Origin of the sequence: Pusillimonas minor (assembly GCF_014237865.1) — a bacterium.
Classification (GTDB): Bacteria; Pseudomonadota; Gammaproteobacteria; order Burkholderiales; family Burkholderiaceae_B; genus Neopusillimonas; species Neopusillimonas minor.
Map to the genome: position 1 here is coordinate 63,389 of NZ_JACJUU010000001.1, position 15,554 is coordinate 78,942.

Below are 15,554 nucleotides of genomic sequence, written 5' to 3' on the forward strand. Positions count from 1 at the left end.
CCCCGCCAGAAGGCGGGGCCTTTGCATTAGATGCCCCCCAACTGGCTTTCTCCCAAAGCACGCGTCACTGCCTGTGTATGCAGTCCACGTGCTCATTTGCCCTTCGGGCCCAAACAAACTTAAGAATGTCTCAGGCGGCCAGATGAGCGCCACGAGCCAATAGCAAGGCTGCCTCTGAAGCCGCAACGCGCCCTTCGTCGGTGGGTATTACCCACACCTCAATCGCACTGTCGGCTGTATGAATTGTGCAGGCCTCACTGCCACTGGCCTTCTGGTTAAGTACGGGGTCAATCTCAACCCCTAACCACGCCAGCCGCGCACTGACATCGGCACGTAAAGTGGCGTCGTTCTCGCCAATCCCGCCACTGAACGCCAGCACATCCAGGCCGCCCAGGCACGCCGTCAGCGCACCCGCTTCACGCACCACTCGATACGTAAATTGTTCGAGCGCCCTTACCGCATTGGGCGAGCCGTTTGCACGCAGCGTTCGTACGTCGGCCGAAATACCCGAAACGCCCAACAAACCGCTTTGCTTATATAGCAAGGTTTCGATCTGGGCATGCGTCCAACCCTGCTCCATCAGGTAAAGCAGAACGCCGGCATCAAGCGAGCCGCTGCGGGTGCCCATCATTAAGCCATCGAGCGCCGAAAACCCCATGGTTGTGGCAATGCTTTGCCCCTGACGCGTGGCGCACAGACTGGCCCCGTTGCCCAGATGCGCCATGATGACGCGGGCGTTGGCGCGGGCAGATTGCTGTTGCAACACCGACATAATGTACTGATACGACAAGCCATGAAAGCCATAGCGTCTTATGCCCTGTCCCAAAAGCTTGCGGGGCAAGGCAAAGGCGTAATCGACTTCAGGCAAGGTGGCATGAAACGCAGTGTCGAAGCAGGCCACCTGGGGCACCGCCGGAAACGCCTTCCGAAAACGGCGGATGCCTTCGATGTTATGTGGCTGATGCAGCGGCGCCAGCGAATTGAACGATGCAAGCCTGGCCAGAATATCGTCGGTAACCACAACGCTTTGGGTAAACTGCCCGCCGCCATGCACAACGCGATGCGCAACCGCGGCGATTGCCGAGCCATGCGCCAAACTAGATAACAGCTCACGCAACCGTTCAAGCGCGGCTTCGAAGGGCCCGATGCCCGGCGGCACAGCCAGGCGGACTTGTGCATTTTTACCCAGATACTTCCAGCGCATGCCCGGGCAACCTTCGGGCTCAAGCCCGTCGATACAGCCCGACAACACAAATGGCTGGACCTGACCGTCACGCAAGGGGTGCAGCGAAAACTTCAGGGAAGAAGAGCCCGCATTAACAGCAAGAATGGCCATCGCCTACCTTTAAAGAAACACACTTAACCCAGTCTCAAGGAATCAACCCGGCATCAAAGAAAGCAGAGCCAATCCGGGCTGATAAACCTTGCTCAGCCTAATTTCCAGGCGTTTTCGGCCTGACGCCGTTGTATATCGCGCGCCGCCAGCACGGCCAGCACGGCAGAAGCCACCCTCGCCATCGGCCCGTCGGCCCGACTGGTGAGGGCAATGGGTACGCGCGCGCCCAGCACCAGCCCAGAGCCGCTCGCCCCGGCCAGATACTCGAGCTGCTTGGCCACCATATTGCCGCTTTCCAGGTCGGGCACCGCCAGAATATCGGCCTGCCCGGCCACGTCTGACACAATGCCTTTGATACGCACCGCGTCGGGCGAAATCGCGTTATCAAAAGCCAAGGGACCGTCAAGGCGGCCGCCTTTTATTTGCCCCCGATCGCTCATTTTGCACAAGGCAGCGGCGTCGATGGTTGACGGGATGGCCGGCGTGACAGTCTCTACGGCCGACAAAATAGCGACACGCGGCTCATTCACGCCCAACACCCGGGCGAAATCAATCGCGTTCTGGATAATGTCGGCTTTTTCAAGCAACGTGGGCCGGATATTGATGGCCGCATCGGTAATCAGCAAAGGCTTGGGGTACAACGGCACGTCGAAACGGAACACATGAGACAGACGGCGCCCGGCGCGCAAGGCCGGTTCAGACAATACCGCCTTGAGCAGTTCATCGGTATGAAGACTGCCCTTCATAAGCATGGCTACGTCGTTACGGGCGGCCATACCCGCCGCCATTTCGGCAGCGGCATGGCTATGCTCCACCGAAACAATTTCAACGCCCGACACATCAAGCCCGGCATCTTGAGCGACGCGCCGTATACGGCCCTCGGGGCCGACCAGCACAGGCACAATCAACGCATGACGCGCGGCGTCAAGCGCGCCGCTTAACGAGTCGCTATCGCACGGGTGCACAACCGCGCAACGTACAGGGTCTTCCCCTTTTACCCGCGCCAGTAAATCGTTAAGGCGCGCTTCGGGGTCAAAAAGCTGAATATGCGGTGCGCTGACGCGGGGGACACGCACTTTTTGGGACGGCGCGAGCAAACGTGCCGTCCCTTTAAGCACGGCGTCTCCGGCCTGATTAGTGACCAGGCAGTCCATGACTACATGCTTTTTAGGGTCGACTTTTTCAAGCACGGTGGCCAGCACGGTCAGTGTGTCGCCAATGCGTACCGGCCTGATGAACTTCAGGTCTTGGCCCAGGTAAATGGTGCCGGCGCCCGGAAAATGCGTGCCGAACAGGGCTGAAATCATGGCGGCGCCCAGCATGCCATGCGCGACAACCCCATGAAAAATCGACGCATTGGCGTAATCGACATTTAAGTGGGCGGGGTTAATGTCTCCGGAGACGGCGGCGAACGCCTGAATATCTTCGGTGGTGACGGTACGCACCAGGCGTGCGCTCTGCCCGACCTTCAATTCGTCAAAAGTGACGTTTTCCATCCATTCAGAATCAGTATCGCGATGCATAGGCAGACAGGCTCTTACAAAAAGTTGATGACCAATATAAACGTCACCATACCGAAATCAACGACCGATTGTAAGAACCCCGCATGACAACCCGATTGACAAACCGCAAGCCTGCCGAGGGATCTGCCGCTGTCTTCGCCGGTCGTTTATACTGCAGCGCAGCATCAAAACATGCACAAGGAGATACTGACATGACGATTTCAACGGTAGGCATCATTGGTGCCGGCACAATGGGTAACGGCATTGCACAAGCGTGTGCCGTATCCGGTATTAATGTAGTAATGGTCGACATTTCTGACGCAGCCGTCGAAAAAGGTCTGGCCACCATTACAGGCAGCCTCGACCGCCTGATCAAAAAAGAAAAAATTACCGAAGCCGATAAGGCTGCGGCATTGGCGCGTATTAAAGGCTCGACGCGCTACGAAGACCTGAAACCGGCGCAAATGGTGATTGAGGCCGCAACCGAAAACCATGAACTGAAAGTCAAGATTCTGAAGCAACTGGACGACATGCTGGATAGCGACGTCATCATCGCCACTAACACATCGTCTATTTCCATTACCCAGCTGGCTGCCGTCACTAAGCGCGCCGACAAATTCATCGGCATGCACTTCTTCAACCCGGTGCCCATGATGACGCTGGTTGAACTGATTTTAGGTCTGCAAACAGCCGATACCACGCACGCACGCGTCAAAGACCTGGCCGAGCGTCTGGGCAAAACCCCCATTACGGTCAAGAATGCGCCCGGCTTTGTCGTTAACCGCATCCTCATCCCTATGATCAACGAGGCGTTTTTTGTGCTGGCCGAAGGCCTGGCAACGCCCGAAGACATTGACGCCGGCATGAAGCTGGGCTGCAACCACCCCATTGGCCCACTGGCGCTGGCCGACATGGTCGGGCTGGATGTTTGCCTGGCCGTTATGGAGGTTTACCTGACCGAATTTGGCGACAGCAAGTACCGCCCCTGCCCGTTGCTACGCGAAATGGTGGCCGCAGGCCGCCTGGGCCGTAAAACCGGCCGTGGTGTGTATACCTACTGAAGAAAGTGAATTTTCCGGGGTCAATAAGGTCACGACCCCGGAAAGTTATTGGTCGCTACCTGCAGGCAACATGTGCTTAAAGGTTGCGCATCAACAAATAGGCTGCTGTACCCACCACAATACTGAGCAACGTATTTCGGGTGCGCCACTGCAGCACAAGCACCAAAAGTATCGCCACCCCTTCTTGCCAGACCCCCGCAGGGTTGTCGCGGGCAGCGCCCACCATGGCATGCAGCAGCAACAGTGTCATTACCGACAAAGGCAGTGTCGCCCCCAGTTTGTGCACCAGGCCCTGACGACGTAACCATCGGCCGGCCACAAAAGGCAAGGCACGCAGGGCGAAAGTCACGCCGGCCATCACGGCAATCGTTATCCATACGTAATTTGTGTCAGCCATTGCTGCCCCCTGCTGTGGGTGATACCGGTTTAACCAACGCACCGGCCAGCACGCTTAAGCCAATGGCAATCACCAAGGCCTGATCTGGCGCAATGGCATAGCCCACCCCATAACCCAGCACCGCCACCCAAACCGGCCAGACCAAACGCTTTGCACGCCATTGCTCTATGGCCAGAACGGCAAACAGCGCGGCCAGCACAAAATCAAGGCCGGTCAGGTCGAGCCGTACGACCGAGCCCGCCCACACACCCAGCGCCGTACCGCCAACCCACCACAATTGATTCAGGGCCGAGAGCAACACCATTTTTTGTCCGCGCAGGTGCTCGGGTAGCGCCGTAAGTACAGCGTAAGTTTCGTCTGTTAGCGCAAAAATGCAGTACCAACGCCGCCAACCCGCCAGCGGCACCGCTTTAAGCAAAGAGATACCGTAGAACACATGGCGCAAATTGACGACCAGCGTCGCCAGCGCAATGGCGCCCAACGGTAAACCAGCGGCCAGCATAGGTACCATCATGAATTGGGCCGCACCCGCATATACCCATACGCTGGCAGCAATGGCCAGCCACGGGCTTCCGCCCGCTTCAACAAACAAAAAGCCAAAGACAATCCCTAACGGGATATAGCCCATCGCGACAGGCGTGGTCAGTTCCGCCAGCGTGGGCGCAGTATGACGTGCAGACATAGGCGCCGATTTAACCGTTAAGACGCTGCAGGTGTACGGTGGCCTCGCCCGCGTCTGAAGACACCCATAATGTGTCGTCCTGGATATTGATGTTAAGCGTCATTTTGCGCTCGGCCAAAGCTGCCAGGGCCTGGGTACCGTCTACATCAAACATAAAGGCGCGCACTTTTGGGTTACGGGCCAATTTATTCTGCACCCCCTGCCACCACAGGGTCGCGTTACGGCCATACGCTATAAGCACCACCGCGTCAGAACGGCCACAGGCCTTGAGCACACGACGCTCGTCGGGTAGCCCGGCTTCAACCCACAACTCAATAGCTCCGGTAAGATCAAGACGCCACAAATCGGGCTCATCGGCTTCCGACAAACCTCGCGTAAACGCCAGCGTATCAGCATCGTCGGCATACAAGGCAAACGCCAGCAACCGCACCATCATGCGCTCATCCGTTTCCGACGGATGCCGCGCCAGCGTTACCGCATGGCTGGCATAGTACCCGCGGTCATTGTCGGCAATATTAAGGTCGGCTTTATAAACAGTGGCACGCAACGCCATGATGCAACTCGAAAAAACAACGGGTGCCCAGTGTATCGCAATCGCCGACCCTTAAAAGATCAGGCCTGGGGCATCAAAAAATCAGCCATTTGCTCACCGATGTAAACGCAGGTGGCCATTGTTGCGACTGAGGCGATGCGAGGCATGACAGAGCTGTCTGCAATGCGCAGCCTCTTTACCCCATTTACCCTCAGCCTTGAGTCCACCACGGCGTCGGCATCGCTACCCATACGGCATGTACCAGACTGATGAAAGTAAGTGGTTGCACCATTTCTAACGAAATTTTCCATTTCAGCGCCCCTCAGTGCTTTCCCAGGCGCAACCTCTCTCTTTACATAAGCCTTCATTGCCTGTGAATTCCCGATATCTCGACAAACCTCGATGCCACGGGCCATGGCCTTCACATCGTCCGGGTGGCTCAGAAATCTTGCATCGACTACAGGGCGATCTTCTGGCTTAGAGGACCGCAACCGGATTTCGCCCCGACTTTTCGGCGCGACCAACCCGGAACATAGCGCCCACGCAGACTTGGGCGGATCAAACTGCTTGGCAATAACATCGCTTGCATAAGGCAATTCAATTTGTACGATATTGATATCCGGTGCAGCTAGGTCAGAATTACTTTTAATAAATCCAGCGGCGTTGGCACCACTGTTTCGGTGTGGAAGATGATCCTGCGGCTCCCACAAGCACCCACCGTGCAACAAGTGATCTTGAAAATTCTGCCCGACTTCCGGCGAGTGCACTGCAAGCTTTACATTAACGTCTTTCAAGTGCTTCTCATCTCCAATCCCGCTTAACATCAGTAACTTGGGCGTATTGATCCCTCCGGCACATAAAATGACCTCTTGGTCGGCGGCCAGTGCACTGAGTTTACTGTCGCGGCTTATTTCCACGCCCGTCGCGGTATCTCCGGAAAGCAAGACCCTATTAACATGACAACCCGTCAATAATGTAACGTTGGGCTTACTCAATACCGGGTACAAGTAAGCGCGCGCCATACTATTACGACGCCCATCCTTGATGATCTGATTCATCAGCGCAAAACCCTCCAGGCCCTCTTCGCGCTCACCATTCAAGTCATCAAATACTCTGAGCCCCAAGGTTTTACATGCAACAAGCATTGCCGGCGCCACGGGATGCGGGTCTTGAGCAGGCTGACACCACACCGGCCCTCCTGTACCTCGATACGCCGACGGCGGGCCTTGCCAACTTTCCATTCTCTTCATTACCTTAAGCGCCGCCTCATAACGCCATACGTCGTCACCCGCAACTTGCGCCCAATGATCGAGATCCTGTCTGAAGGGTCGCGCCCAAATCGTTGCGTTTATACTGCTACCGCCACCAACCACGCGCCCCATGTGCTCGGGTATTGCCCGATTGTTCGTTCCGGGCGATGGAAGTGCAATATCGTTCCAATCCCGTTCGGTTCCAAGATTCAAAAACCATTCTCGCGGATCGAGTACAGATGGGGCCACATCCCAGGCGCCGGCCTCAATCATCAATATTGAAGCATCGGCGCGGCTTGCAAGTCGACCCACCAACGCACATGCAGCGGACCCGGTACCTACGACAATGTAGTCGTACGACTTACGCAAGTTCCGAACGCCTTTATCCTGATTGGCACGAATAGCGTCAAGCTCGTCCGCCAATGCAGCCAGACTATTACCGGCAAAACCCAGAGCTACGGCACCCATCATAAATCGCCGACGTGTAATTTTTCCCGAAATCAGTGATCGTTCAAGTCGATCCATCAAGCTATCTGTCTTGCCGTCACAATTTCTTTTATCAAACATCTCCGCTCCTCCTTGGCCAACAAAGGGCTGACTCGATCAGCCCGTGTCAGTACATTTGGTTAGTTATTTAATGAGCCTTTTTATAAGATCTCGGGTCAAAGTCTAAGCAGAGCCGCCAACCGACATAATCGCGGGTTTTCCCGATAAGAATATGTTCCGAAACAGAACAACCCACCATGGCTTTCTGAAGGCATCCAATGACATTTATACTGGGCAATCGTGCGCTTATGACGCGACAAACCTAATGGGAGGGATAACTTGAAAGACCCGCAAAGTTCATTATTCTTCAAGACATTAGAGGAACGGATTTCACTGGCGCGTCGACGTTATTTTGACGAAGGCCTGTTGCCTTCTGGAGTCGTCGACAGTAGCGTTTTCGAGTCCTGGATGCGATGCCAACGACGAGGTATTGATCCGGACACAAAAACCGAATTCAATGAAGTCACGCAGAGTCGGATCGCGTTGTCACAGCAACGAAACCATCAATTGCTTCTGGCTTGGTCATCGCAAGTTTCCGAGCTAGAAAAGACACTTGCAGGCACTTCGTGCTCGGCAATACTGACCGACGCTACAGGCATTGTGATTGCCTGTAGCGGAAAAAATGACGATCGCGACGGGATTACCCGTCATGCGCACCGAATCGGCGTGAATCTTTCGGAAGAGGCCGTCGGCACAACCGCCCCAGGCCTAGCACTAAAAGCGGGAAAAACGATTACCGTAAAAGGGGGTGAGCACTTTTCCAACCACATTAGTCACATGTACTGCGCTGCGGCCCCTATCAAAAACATCCACAACAATATCGCAGGGGTGTTGAATATCGCCCGAGAAGGAAGCCCGTTCACTTTCCAGGCCTCTGCACTTGTATCGTTGTATGCCGCCTCAATCGAGAACAACTATCTTGCCTCAAGCGCGACCGACCAAATCGTCATTGCGCTGCAACTAAATCCTTCGCTTCTAAACACCCCTTACGTCGGCCTCATAGGATGCTCAGAAACAGGTGACGTGCTATGGCAAAATCAGGTAGCAGGACAACTAATCGGCGACACCAATAATATCTGGTGCGACGATGGCCCACTAAACATAAAACATATATTCGGCAGCTCGATCAATAGATTGCTATTGGGGTCGTCGGGCTACCCCCTGGCTGTGCAACTTTCCTCTGGCCTGCGCATCTGGCTAAAAGTAACGCGCAAACCGTGCGGCCCGATCCCAACACACCACCTTCAGCCAATGGCAACCACGCGCTCGTCAACAGCATCCTCACTACCCATAGCAAACACATCTGTTTCCACTGGACAAACAACAACGGCCCCTAGCGCACCTCTTCCAAACCCCGGACACAAGCCAGATAACGAAACACCCCCCTCTTCACTGAAAGAATGTGACGTAGACATTATTCTGAACACCGTTAAGAGATTCGACGGAAACATCTCCAAAGCAGCAAAAGTTCTAAAAGTTTCACGAGGACTAATTTATCGACGATTAGCACTACAAAAAGAAACACCCGGGTAGTTTGTTATCACAAACTACTCGGGCTGCCCTGGGCACGTTACACAGTTTTTTTACCGTTCAAAAAGGATACTGCTGAACCTGAGGCTCAATCGTCAACCACTTTAACTCGGTAAACTCGTCAATAACCGCCCGCCCATCAAACCGACCATAGCCACTGGCTTTGGTGCCGCCGTAAGGTGCCTGCGCCTCATTCTGAACTGTGCTGCCATTGATATGTACCGACCCATAATCAATCTCCGAGGCAACGGCTAATGCTTTGTTTACGTCTTTGGAAAACACCCCGGACGAAAGGCCATAAGCACTATCGTTGGCTACTTTAATGGCCTCTTCGGTATTTTTAACCCGAATAACAACCGTAATCGGACCAAACGTTTCTTCGTCATATATGCGCATGCTCGCATCAACGTTGTCAACAACCGTGGCTGGCATCAGCGCGCCATCAGCGACACCACCACATCGCAATACAGCGCCCTTGCTCAACGCATCATCCAGCATTTCATTAATTCGCGGCCCCGACGCAGAACTGATCATTGGGCCAATAATGGCACCCGGATCCTTTGCCGGGTCAGCGCTGGTCAACGTACGCGCCCGTGCGACAAATTTTTCCACGAACTCGTCCGCAACCTGCTCATCGACGATAAGCCTCTCTGTAGACATGCAAATTTGCCCCTGATACAAGAAAGTGCCGAAAATGGCGGCTTTGACAGCTTCATCTACATTTGCATCGTCAAGAACAATCAAAGGTGACTTAGCGCCCAGCTCGAGCAAGCAGCGCTTTACATGAGCAGCAGCTTTTTGGGCAATAATGCGGCCAACGCGTGTGGAACCTGTGAAGTTAATACGCCGGATAGCTGGATGACTAATCAATGCGTCGACCACCTCCTCGGCCTGGTCCGGCGCATTGTTAATGTAGTTCAGCACTCCTTCCGGGAAGCCAGCATCAAGCAATGCCTCGGCAACCAGCGCATGCGTTTTTGGACTTGACTCCGACCCCCTAAACACCACGGAGTTACCGCATACAATGGGGTATGCAATAGCCCTGGCGGCAAGCACCACCGTCCCATTCCAAGGGACGATGCTTAAAATGGGGCCTACAGGTTGACGAAGGGTCATGGATAACGCACCAGGTTTATCTGTCGGTATGGTTTCGCCCTGAATCTGAGTAGCCAGCGATGCCGCTTCACGAAACACATTTGCCGCCAAATGCACGTTGAATCCTGCCCACAGCGCACTTGCACCTACCTCGCTGGCCATTGCTTCAATGAACTGGGGAGTTTTTGCCTCGAGGATGTCCGCAGTCTTTAGCAGTAACCGCCGTCGCTCAGACGGCGCACTGCTCTTCCACGATCTATATCCCCCCTCGGCGGCAACAGCCGCCTCTTGAGCATCTATCCGGCCTGCAGCAGCACAAGTCGTGACAACCTCACCCGTCACCGGATGCTTTCGAATAAAGGTTTTTCCGCTACTGGCCGCTGCCCAGCGATTCCCAATAAGCAATTTTGCTTCCATGATGTCTCCTGATTATGAGTGACTTGAATCTGAGAGTGCGTCACACTCTCGAAGACAGACTGTAAAGGGCGTGAACAGCGGCGCTAAACTTAGGGAAAACCCGTTGAACCAATTGTTCCATAACGCGACAATAAAAGATGCTGCACCGCGCCCAGACCCTCAATTTCTTCACACATCAGCATAGTTATTTGCAACGTCACATGCTCTAAGAAGGATCACTCGCTTGAACCCCCTACATCCAAAGAAATTGTTGCTGACCAAATGGACTGCGCTCCAGCCGGTAAGCAAGAACAAACACTTTCTAGTAACAAAAGTTATTGCCCCCTTACCGCCCGACACTCCAATCAAGTGGCTTGAAATGGAAGCGGTCTATTCAAAAACGACAAAAATCATAGACTGGCGTGAGCTAAAAGACATTACCCAATGGCGTCAGGGTTGGGTTTAGGCATCTCTTTTCTTGACCTAAACCCTGGCACGGCAGACTATCTCTTTAATGTTGTCGAGGCCCCAAAAAAGATACTGGTGGAAGCCGTATTACGGTCAACACTGCTGTACAACGGCCTGCGTCTCCGAAGAATCAGCCGAAGTGGGACACCAGACTAACGAAGGCTTACTTATAGACGAGACCTCGGTATCGCTCAGGGCTTCAGGGGCGAAGAGGAGAAGCCATAGTGTGAAAACTTCCATTGGCCATCGGCCTGCTTTTGCAGCACGAACAGCTCTTTGAAGGCGGCAGGCGCTGCAGGCTGGTCCGTACCATTGACCTTGACTGTGCCAGCCGAATGCGTACGCAACAATGCAGTGTTTTCGCTTAAAACTTTGACTTCGTCAACCTCAAAATCGAGATTAAACGCCACGGCTTTGAACGTGCCGTTGTACGCCGCGCGCACCGCTGGCGCCCCGACGGCTGCTGGGGCATCAGGTGCCATCTGAACACCATCAGGCATGTAAAGATCCACGATTGTCGCGATATCACCAGCGTTCAAGGCCGATTCGTATCGAGACAGCGTCTGAAGAATGGTATTCTCGACAGAGCTAGCCGATGCGTTGGAAAAAGTCGGAATGAGCGCAAGACTGAGCAAGACAGAAGCTGTGATTCGACGGGTATTCAACATGATATGTTCCAAGAAATAATAGTGAATAGGCTGAGCTAAAAAGTCAGTGCAACAATGTGACTGATAAGGGTCTTAGCCCCCGAAGAGCTTGCCATCACCGGCCCAGTCAGCCGGCTTTACATCTTCAAAAATGACATAAATGTATTTTGGGTCGGTTCCCGTGTGCCGGACGATGCTTTCAGTGATATCGGCCGCAACGGCCTGCTTAGTGGAAGTGTCTTTGCCTTCAAACCAGGCAACGCGAACAACGGGCATAATGAATCCTCAAGAATTAGTTTGATGTTTATGTGTACAGACGTTGGAGCACTCGTACTTTAGTATTGACAACATATCCGAATCAATGAGCTAATCAGCTCATCACTTGAAACTAATTATTTGGAATGGATCGCTTAATGAGCATGCAGGCTTTTGCCAAGTCGGTAGAAGCAGGCTCTTTCTCTGCCGCCGCCGAGGCATTGGCTATGTCACCGCAACTGGTGGGTAAGCATGTTCAAGCGCTTGAATTGCACTTGGGGGTACGCCTCCTAAACCGAACCACCCGACGCCAGCGTCTCACCGAAGCTGGCGAGGCCTTTTACGAACGGGTGAAAATCATCTTGGCCGAGGTTGATGCAGCAGAGGGGGTAGCAGCACAAAGTCTGGGCACCCCGCGTGGAAGATTGCGTATTAATGCGCCGGTGTCCTTTGGCGTACATGCGCTGTCTAAACATTTGCCAAAGTTCATGAGTCATCACCCAGAAGTAACCGTTCATCTTTCGCTGACAAACCGTTCCGTAGACTTGATCGACGAAGGCTTCGACGTAGTCTTCCGAGTGGGTGAGCTGTCCGACAGCGGACTCATCGCACGCAAACTGGCCCCTTATCGCTTGCGACTTTGTGCCGCACCCGATTACATTGCCACACACACTCCAATTGTTCATCCCAGCGATCTGGCACGGCACGAATGCCTGGGGTTTTCGTACACCGATCTTCGCCGACGCTGGCACTTTGAGTCGCCGCAGGGCGCGATAAACATCGAGGTGTCAGGTCGTTTCATGGCCGACAGCGGCGAGGCGTTATTATCTGCAGCACGCGCGGGAATGGGCGTTATGCTTCAGCCCGATGAGCTGGTACGCGACGACCTAGTCAACGGCACTCTTGTCGAGCTATTGCCCAACTATTCCGTGCCAACGCGCCCTTTGCAACTTCTTTATGCTCCTGACAGAAGAATGACGCCCAAAATACGCAGCTTCATCGATTTCGCCATTGAAATTTTTGGCGAGACAGAATAATTGGGTTCAAAACACACCCTGTACACCATGGAATCAAAGATCAAGACCGTAGTTCCAATATACGTATCACTTGTCTTGATCTGGGCGCTAACGCCCCTGGCTATTGTCTGGAGCGTGGCCGAAATCCCCAAGCTATGGTCGTTAATGCTGCGCTTTTGTCTGGCCGCACCTGTCATTGCCCTGGTGCTGGTGGTGCTTAAAGTACGGCTGCCATTAACGCGCACGGCATTGCACAGTTACCTGGCGGGCTCGTTCAGCCTGGTTGTCTCGCAAACGTTTACCTACCTGGCCACAGGGTACTTGTCGTCGGGCATGATTGCACTGATGTTCGGCTTTGCGCCGATTGTGGCCGGCCTGATTGCCTACCTGCTCTACCGGCACAGGTTATCGGGCATTCAGTGGCTTGGCATGGCGGTGGCCATTGTGGGCTTGTACACCAACACCATGGCCGACGAAGCAGCACGCCTCGACACCGTAGGGCTGGTACTAATGTTCAGCGCCATATTCACCTACGCCATATCCATCTTCTGGGTAAAACACATCAACGCACGTATCCCGCCTATCGCACAAGCGTCCGGCTCCATCTTTGTCTCAACGCTCATCTCGTTCTGCTTTCTGCCATTCATCTGGGCAGAAATGCCCCAAGCTATGCCGGGCGCCCGATCAATGATGGCCATCGGCTATTTGGTCATTGCTTCATCGGTATTGGGGATGTTTTGCTACTTCAACCTGATGCAAAAAATATCAGCAACCACGCTCTCGCTGGCAACGGTATTAACGCCCATGCTGGCCATTGGTTTTGGCATTTTGCTGAATGACGAACCGTTCAAGATCAACATTGTGATTGGCACGGCATTGGTTATTACCGGGCTACTGCTGTACTTTTACCGAGACCTGACTGCCTTGCGGGCAAAGCAATAACAGCACAAAATTACATGCCATTGTCAGCCGCCACCACTGGCGTATGATGGCTTTTCAACCCCAACCGGACATCCATCATGTCAAACACACCCCAAGACACCGACCCCGACGAAGCCGCCCTGATTGAGTGGTGCATTCAAGTTGAAGAACTGTTCGTTGCAGCCGGTGTGCCGCGCAAAGACGCCCAGCAATACATCGAAGACGAGGCCGATTGGCTGACAGACATGTTCTATGACGGCCTGACCCCCGAAGAAGCTGCCAAAGAAGCGCTGGCCTAAGCAAACAAAAAGGTCAACCTGTAAAGGCCGGCTTTTTTTGGTTAGACAAATTAGCCACATAGCGCATACCTCCCGCCTCGTGCGGGTTTCTTTTTGCCAAAAATACTGTATATTTAAACAGTCTAATTAATGGGCTGAATTATGTATACCATCACACTCCAAGATCCTCCCTCCGACACCCCGGAACGCGCCCGATCCGACGCCGAGCATCGTTTCCAAAGAACACTTGAACGGGCGCTTGGCGGGCCAGAAAACGTCATCGCCGCCTACCGTGCCTGGCAAACAGCCGAAGAAACCTCAGAAGCAGAAATGTCTGACGAAGATATGGCGATGGCCAAAAAATGGTTTGCCGCAGCATCGCGCGCCCGAAATGACGGGTTGCGCGACCTGGGCGAGACCGAGGCATGGTTTGAGGTTCGGTTGGCAAAGTAAGATGTGTGGCTGATGAAAACCTGAACGCAAGAAGCCGTCGAGGCCCACTTCGGGGTAGATGAAGACCCTATCCCTCAGGCCAGCACCGGGTCGTTATTGCTTCGGGTGGTTGCGCCGATAGAACTCCCATTCATCGACTCGTGACCCATCAGACAGTACGCATGTAGTGACATCTCCGTCCGGGCGTTGCTGGATATCAAGCGTACCCCCCCGCTCTATGCAGTAAACCGAAGCAGGATTGGGCATACCAATAGAGAGCGCCGGGTTTGGTCCCGAGACAGTGCAACCCGTAACTAATATTGCGGTAACCACGACACCGAATCTATACATAACCCCTCCTGTTTGATTTGCCGGGATTGTACCGCCAGCATAGCTGCTATGCCCAACCGCGACCTTCAACTACGGAAAGTAGATAATGGGTGCACAACCCCTGGCGAGCAGTGCAAGCCTAGCTTGATGACAATAAATTCTTGAGAAAAGTATTCGAACGAATACAATGAGACATGTACACGATAAAGTCACTACCGGAATTTGACACTTGGTTTGACAGCCTGAAAGATTCAACTACTCGCGCCCGCCTCATCCGCAGGCTTGAGAAGGCAGCGCGTGGCCTTCTAGGTGATGTGGAGCCGGTTGGAGAAGGAGTCAACGAAATGCGCGAGTTTTTTGGCCCTGGTTGGCGCATGTACTACATCGAACAGGGTGATGTGTTGATCGTCATGCTGGGCGGTGGCAACAAGGCCACGCAAGGCCGAGACATCACACGGGCCAAGGAACTGGCTCGAATCCTGAGAAACGACGAGGAGAACCCGTCATGAGCAAGACAAAAAATATCAAAGTATCCGAACTCCCAGTTTTCGACCCAGCGCGTTATCTTCGCGACGATGAGGACATTGCGGCTTACCTGACTCAGATCATCGAGGAAGGTGACTCTGGTGAGCTTGCCAACGCCTTGGGCGTTGCTGCTCGGGCACGAGGCATGGCCCAAATTGCCAAGGCCGCTGGCATTGGCCGTGAGTCTCTGTACAAAGCCCTTCGACCGGACGCTAACCCACGCTTCGATACGATAGCCAAGGTGTGCAAGGCACTGGGGGTGCGTCTTGTCGTTCAGACTGAGCAGCATCCATAACGGCAACCCGCAGAAGTACACCCACATGGACGCCACACACCTGGCACCCTTCGCAAACGC

The 15,554-nt window shown here is 54.0% G+C and carries 19 protein-coding genes; 9 read left to right on the forward strand and 10 right to left on the reverse strand.

Features of this window, described 5'->3' with window-relative positions; translation table 11 throughout:
* Window positions 1-130: 130 nt before the first annotated feature.
* Together GTU67_RS00330 and GTU67_RS00335 are read right to left on the reverse strand one after the other, a co-directional pair.
* On the reverse strand, window positions 131-1,336 hold the full coding sequence (locus tag GTU67_RS00330; protein WP_185778213.1) for an acetate/propionate family kinase: 1,206 nt from the start codon (window positions 1,334-1,336) through the stop codon (window positions 131-133).
* Between the two features lie 92 nt (window positions 1,337-1,428).
* Window positions 1,429-2,859: a bifunctional enoyl-CoA hydratase/phosphate acetyltransferase gene (locus GTU67_RS00335; protein WP_185778214.1), complete on the reverse strand. Its 1,431-nt coding sequence runs from the start codon at window positions 2,857-2,859 to the stop codon at window positions 1,429-1,431.
* 191 nt (window positions 2,860-3,050) lie between these two features.
* On the opposite strand from GTU67_RS00335, the gene GTU67_RS00340 reads away from it, so the two are divergent.
* Complete coding sequence (locus tag GTU67_RS00340) at window positions 3,051-3,899, forward strand: 3-hydroxybutyryl-CoA dehydrogenase (protein ID WP_185778215.1); 849 nt, start codon at window positions 3,051-3,053, stop codon at window positions 3,897-3,899.
* Between the two features lie 76 nt (window positions 3,900-3,975).
* Here the strand turns inward: GTU67_RS00340 and GTU67_RS00345 are convergent, their stop codons facing one another.
* The 4 genes from GTU67_RS00345 to GTU67_RS00360 are packed head-to-tail and all read right to left on the reverse strand — an operon-like array spanning window position 3,976 to window position 7,327.
* Complete coding sequence (locus GTU67_RS00345) at window positions 3,976-4,296, reverse strand: branched-chain amino acid transporter permease (RefSeq protein WP_185778216.1); 321 nt, start codon at window positions 4,294-4,296, stop codon at window positions 3,976-3,978.
* Window positions 4,289-4,978 (reverse strand): AzlC family ABC transporter permease, encoded by a 690-nt coding sequence (locus GTU67_RS00350; RefSeq protein WP_185778217.1) that lies wholly within the window; start codon window positions 4,976-4,978, stop codon window positions 4,289-4,291. Before GTU67_RS00350 ends, GTU67_RS00345 begins: the two co-directional genes overlap by 8 nt.
* A 10-nt stretch (window positions 4,979-4,988) precedes the next feature.
* Window positions 4,989-5,531, reverse strand: coding sequence for a YaeQ family protein (locus GTU67_RS00355; protein ID WP_185778218.1), 543 nt, complete (start codon window positions 5,529-5,531; stop codon window positions 4,989-4,991).
* A gap of 59 nt (window positions 5,532-5,590) precedes the next feature.
* Window positions 5,591-7,327, reverse strand: coding sequence for a GMC family oxidoreductase (locus tag GTU67_RS00360; RefSeq protein WP_185778219.1), 1,737 nt, complete (start codon window positions 7,325-7,327; stop codon window positions 5,591-5,593).
* A gap of 258 nt (window positions 7,328-7,585) precedes the next feature.
* On the opposite strand from GTU67_RS00360, the gene GTU67_RS00365 reads away from it, so the two are divergent.
* Window positions 7,586-8,839 (forward strand): GAF domain-containing protein, encoded by a 1,254-nt coding sequence (locus tag GTU67_RS00365; RefSeq protein WP_185778220.1) that lies wholly within the window; start codon window positions 7,586-7,588, stop codon window positions 8,837-8,839.
* A gap of 57 nt (window positions 8,840-8,896) precedes the next feature.
* Here the strand turns inward: GTU67_RS00365 and GTU67_RS00370 are convergent, their stop codons facing one another.
* Window positions 8,897-10,348, reverse strand: coding sequence for an aldehyde dehydrogenase (locus tag GTU67_RS00370; RefSeq protein ID WP_185778221.1), 1,452 nt, complete (start codon window positions 10,346-10,348; stop codon window positions 8,897-8,899).
* Between the two features lie 223 nt (window positions 10,349-10,571).
* Here GTU67_RS00370 and GTU67_RS00375 point away from each other — a divergent pair, with 223 nt between their 5' ends.
* Window positions 10,572-10,793 (forward strand): TIGR02450 family Trp-rich protein, encoded by a 222-nt coding sequence (locus tag GTU67_RS00375; protein WP_185778222.1) that lies wholly within the window; start codon window positions 10,572-10,574, stop codon window positions 10,791-10,793.
* A gap of 193 nt (window positions 10,794-10,986) precedes the next feature.
* On the opposite strand, the gene GTU67_RS00380 is transcribed toward GTU67_RS00375, so the two are convergent.
* Together GTU67_RS00380 and GTU67_RS00385 are read right to left on the reverse strand one after the other, a co-directional pair.
* A complete protein-coding gene (locus tag GTU67_RS00380) occupies window positions 10,987-11,463 on the reverse strand; it encodes a YybH family protein (RefSeq protein ID WP_185778223.1) in 477 nt (158 codons plus the stop codon).
* A gap of 72 nt (window positions 11,464-11,535) precedes the next feature.
* A complete protein-coding gene (locus GTU67_RS00385) occupies window positions 11,536-11,718 on the reverse strand; it encodes a tautomerase family protein (RefSeq protein WP_185778224.1) in 183 nt (60 codons plus the stop codon).
* Window positions 11,719-11,843: 125 nt separating this feature from the next.
* Here GTU67_RS00385 and GTU67_RS00390 point away from each other — a divergent pair, with 125 nt between their 5' ends.
* The 4 genes from GTU67_RS00390 (at window position 11,844) to GTU67_RS00405 (ending at window position 14,365) form a co-directional block, all read left to right on the forward strand.
* A complete protein-coding gene (locus GTU67_RS00390; protein ID WP_185778225.1) occupies window positions 11,844-12,734 on the forward strand; it encodes a LysR family transcriptional regulator in 891 nt (296 codons plus the stop codon).
* Window positions 12,735-13,655 carry a DMT family transporter gene (locus tag GTU67_RS00395; RefSeq protein WP_221893211.1) on the forward strand — a complete coding sequence of 307 codons (921 nt, stop codon included), beginning with the start codon at window positions 12,735-12,737 and terminating at the stop codon, window positions 13,653-13,655. It abuts the gene before it with no gap.
* 77 nt (window positions 13,656-13,732) lie between these two features.
* On the forward strand, window positions 13,733-13,933 hold the full coding sequence (locus GTU67_RS00400; protein ID WP_185778226.1) for a hypothetical protein: 201 nt from the start codon (window positions 13,733-13,735) through the stop codon (window positions 13,931-13,933).
* A 141-nt stretch (window positions 13,934-14,074) separates the two neighbouring features.
* Window positions 14,075-14,365, forward strand: coding sequence for a hypothetical protein (locus GTU67_RS00405; RefSeq protein WP_221893212.1), 291 nt, complete (start codon window positions 14,075-14,077; stop codon window positions 14,363-14,365).
* A gap of 93 nt (window positions 14,366-14,458) precedes the next feature.
* Here GTU67_RS00405 and GTU67_RS15650 read toward each other — a convergent pair whose 3' ends face one another.
* Window positions 14,459-14,695 carry a putative hemolysin gene (locus GTU67_RS15650; protein ID WP_185778227.1) on the reverse strand — a complete coding sequence of 79 codons (237 nt, stop codon included), beginning with the start codon at window positions 14,693-14,695 and terminating at the stop codon, window positions 14,459-14,461.
* Between the two features lie 173 nt (window positions 14,696-14,868).
* Here GTU67_RS15650 and GTU67_RS00415 point away from each other — a divergent pair, with 173 nt between their 5' ends.
* Window positions 14,869-15,183 carry a type II toxin-antitoxin system RelE/ParE family toxin gene (locus GTU67_RS00415; protein WP_185778228.1) on the forward strand — a complete coding sequence of 105 codons (315 nt, stop codon included), beginning with the start codon at window positions 14,869-14,871 and terminating at the stop codon, window positions 15,181-15,183.
* Window positions 15,180-15,494, forward strand: coding sequence for an addiction module antidote protein (locus GTU67_RS00420; RefSeq protein ID WP_185778229.1), 315 nt, complete (start codon window positions 15,180-15,182; stop codon window positions 15,492-15,494). Before GTU67_RS00415 ends, GTU67_RS00420 begins: the two co-directional genes overlap by 4 nt.
* The last annotated feature ends 60 nt before the right edge of the window (window positions 15,495-15,554 follow it).

Excerpts from the sequence above, each read along its gene's own strand:
- GTU67_RS00360 (WP_185778219.1), bottom strand. The coding sequence starts at position 7,327 with ATGTTTGATAAAAGAAATTGTGACGGCAAGACAGATAGCTTGATGGAT.
- GTU67_RS00405 (WP_221893212.1), top strand. The coding sequence starts at position 14,075 with ATGTATACCATCACACTCCAAGATCCTCCCTCCGACACCCCGGAACGC.
- GTU67_RS00340 (WP_185778215.1), top strand. The coding sequence starts at position 3,051 with ATGACGATTTCAACGGTAGGCATCATTGGTGCCGGCACAATGGGTAAC.
- GTU67_RS00345 (WP_185778216.1), bottom strand. The coding sequence starts at position 4,296 with ATGGCTGACACAAATTACGTATGGATAACGATTGCCGTGATGGCCGGC.
- GTU67_RS00370 (WP_185778221.1), bottom strand. The coding sequence starts at position 10,348 with ATGGAAGCAAAATTGCTTATTGGGAATCGCTGGGCAGCGGCCAGTAGC.
- GTU67_RS00330 (WP_185778213.1), bottom strand. The coding sequence starts at position 1,336 with ATGGCCATTCTTGCTGTTAATGCGGGCTCTTCTTCCCTGAAGTTTTCG.
- GTU67_RS00385 (WP_185778224.1), bottom strand. The coding sequence starts at position 11,718 with ATGCCCGTTGTTCGCGTTGCCTGGTTTGAAGGCAAAGACACTTCCACT.
- GTU67_RS00355 (WP_185778218.1), bottom strand. The coding sequence starts at position 5,531 with ATGGCGTTGCGTGCCACTGTTTATAAAGCCGACCTTAATATTGCCGAC.
- GTU67_RS00335 (WP_185778214.1), bottom strand. The coding sequence starts at position 2,859 with ATGCATCGCGATACTGATTCTGAATGGATGGAAAACGTCACTTTTGAC.
- GTU67_RS00400 (WP_185778226.1), top strand. The coding sequence starts at position 13,733 with ATGTCAAACACACCCCAAGACACCGACCCCGACGAAGCCGCCCTGATT.
- GTU67_RS00420 (WP_185778229.1), top strand. The coding sequence starts at position 15,180 with ATGAGCAAGACAAAAAATATCAAAGTATCCGAACTCCCAGTTTTCGAC.
- GTU67_RS00390 (WP_185778225.1), top strand. The coding sequence starts at position 11,844 with ATGGATCGCTTAATGAGCATGCAGGCTTTTGCCAAGTCGGTAGAAGCA.
- GTU67_RS15650 (WP_185778227.1), bottom strand. The coding sequence starts at position 14,695 with ATGTATAGATTCGGTGTCGTGGTTACCGCAATATTAGTTACGGGTTGC.
- GTU67_RS00380 (WP_185778223.1), bottom strand. The coding sequence starts at position 11,463 with ATGTTGAATACCCGTCGAATCACAGCTTCTGTCTTGCTCAGTCTTGCG.
- GTU67_RS00350 (WP_185778217.1), bottom strand. The coding sequence starts at position 4,978 with ATGTCTGCACGTCATACTGCGCCCACGCTGGCGGAACTGACCACGCCT.
- GTU67_RS00415 (WP_185778228.1), top strand. The coding sequence starts at position 14,869 with ATGTACACGATAAAGTCACTACCGGAATTTGACACTTGGTTTGACAGC.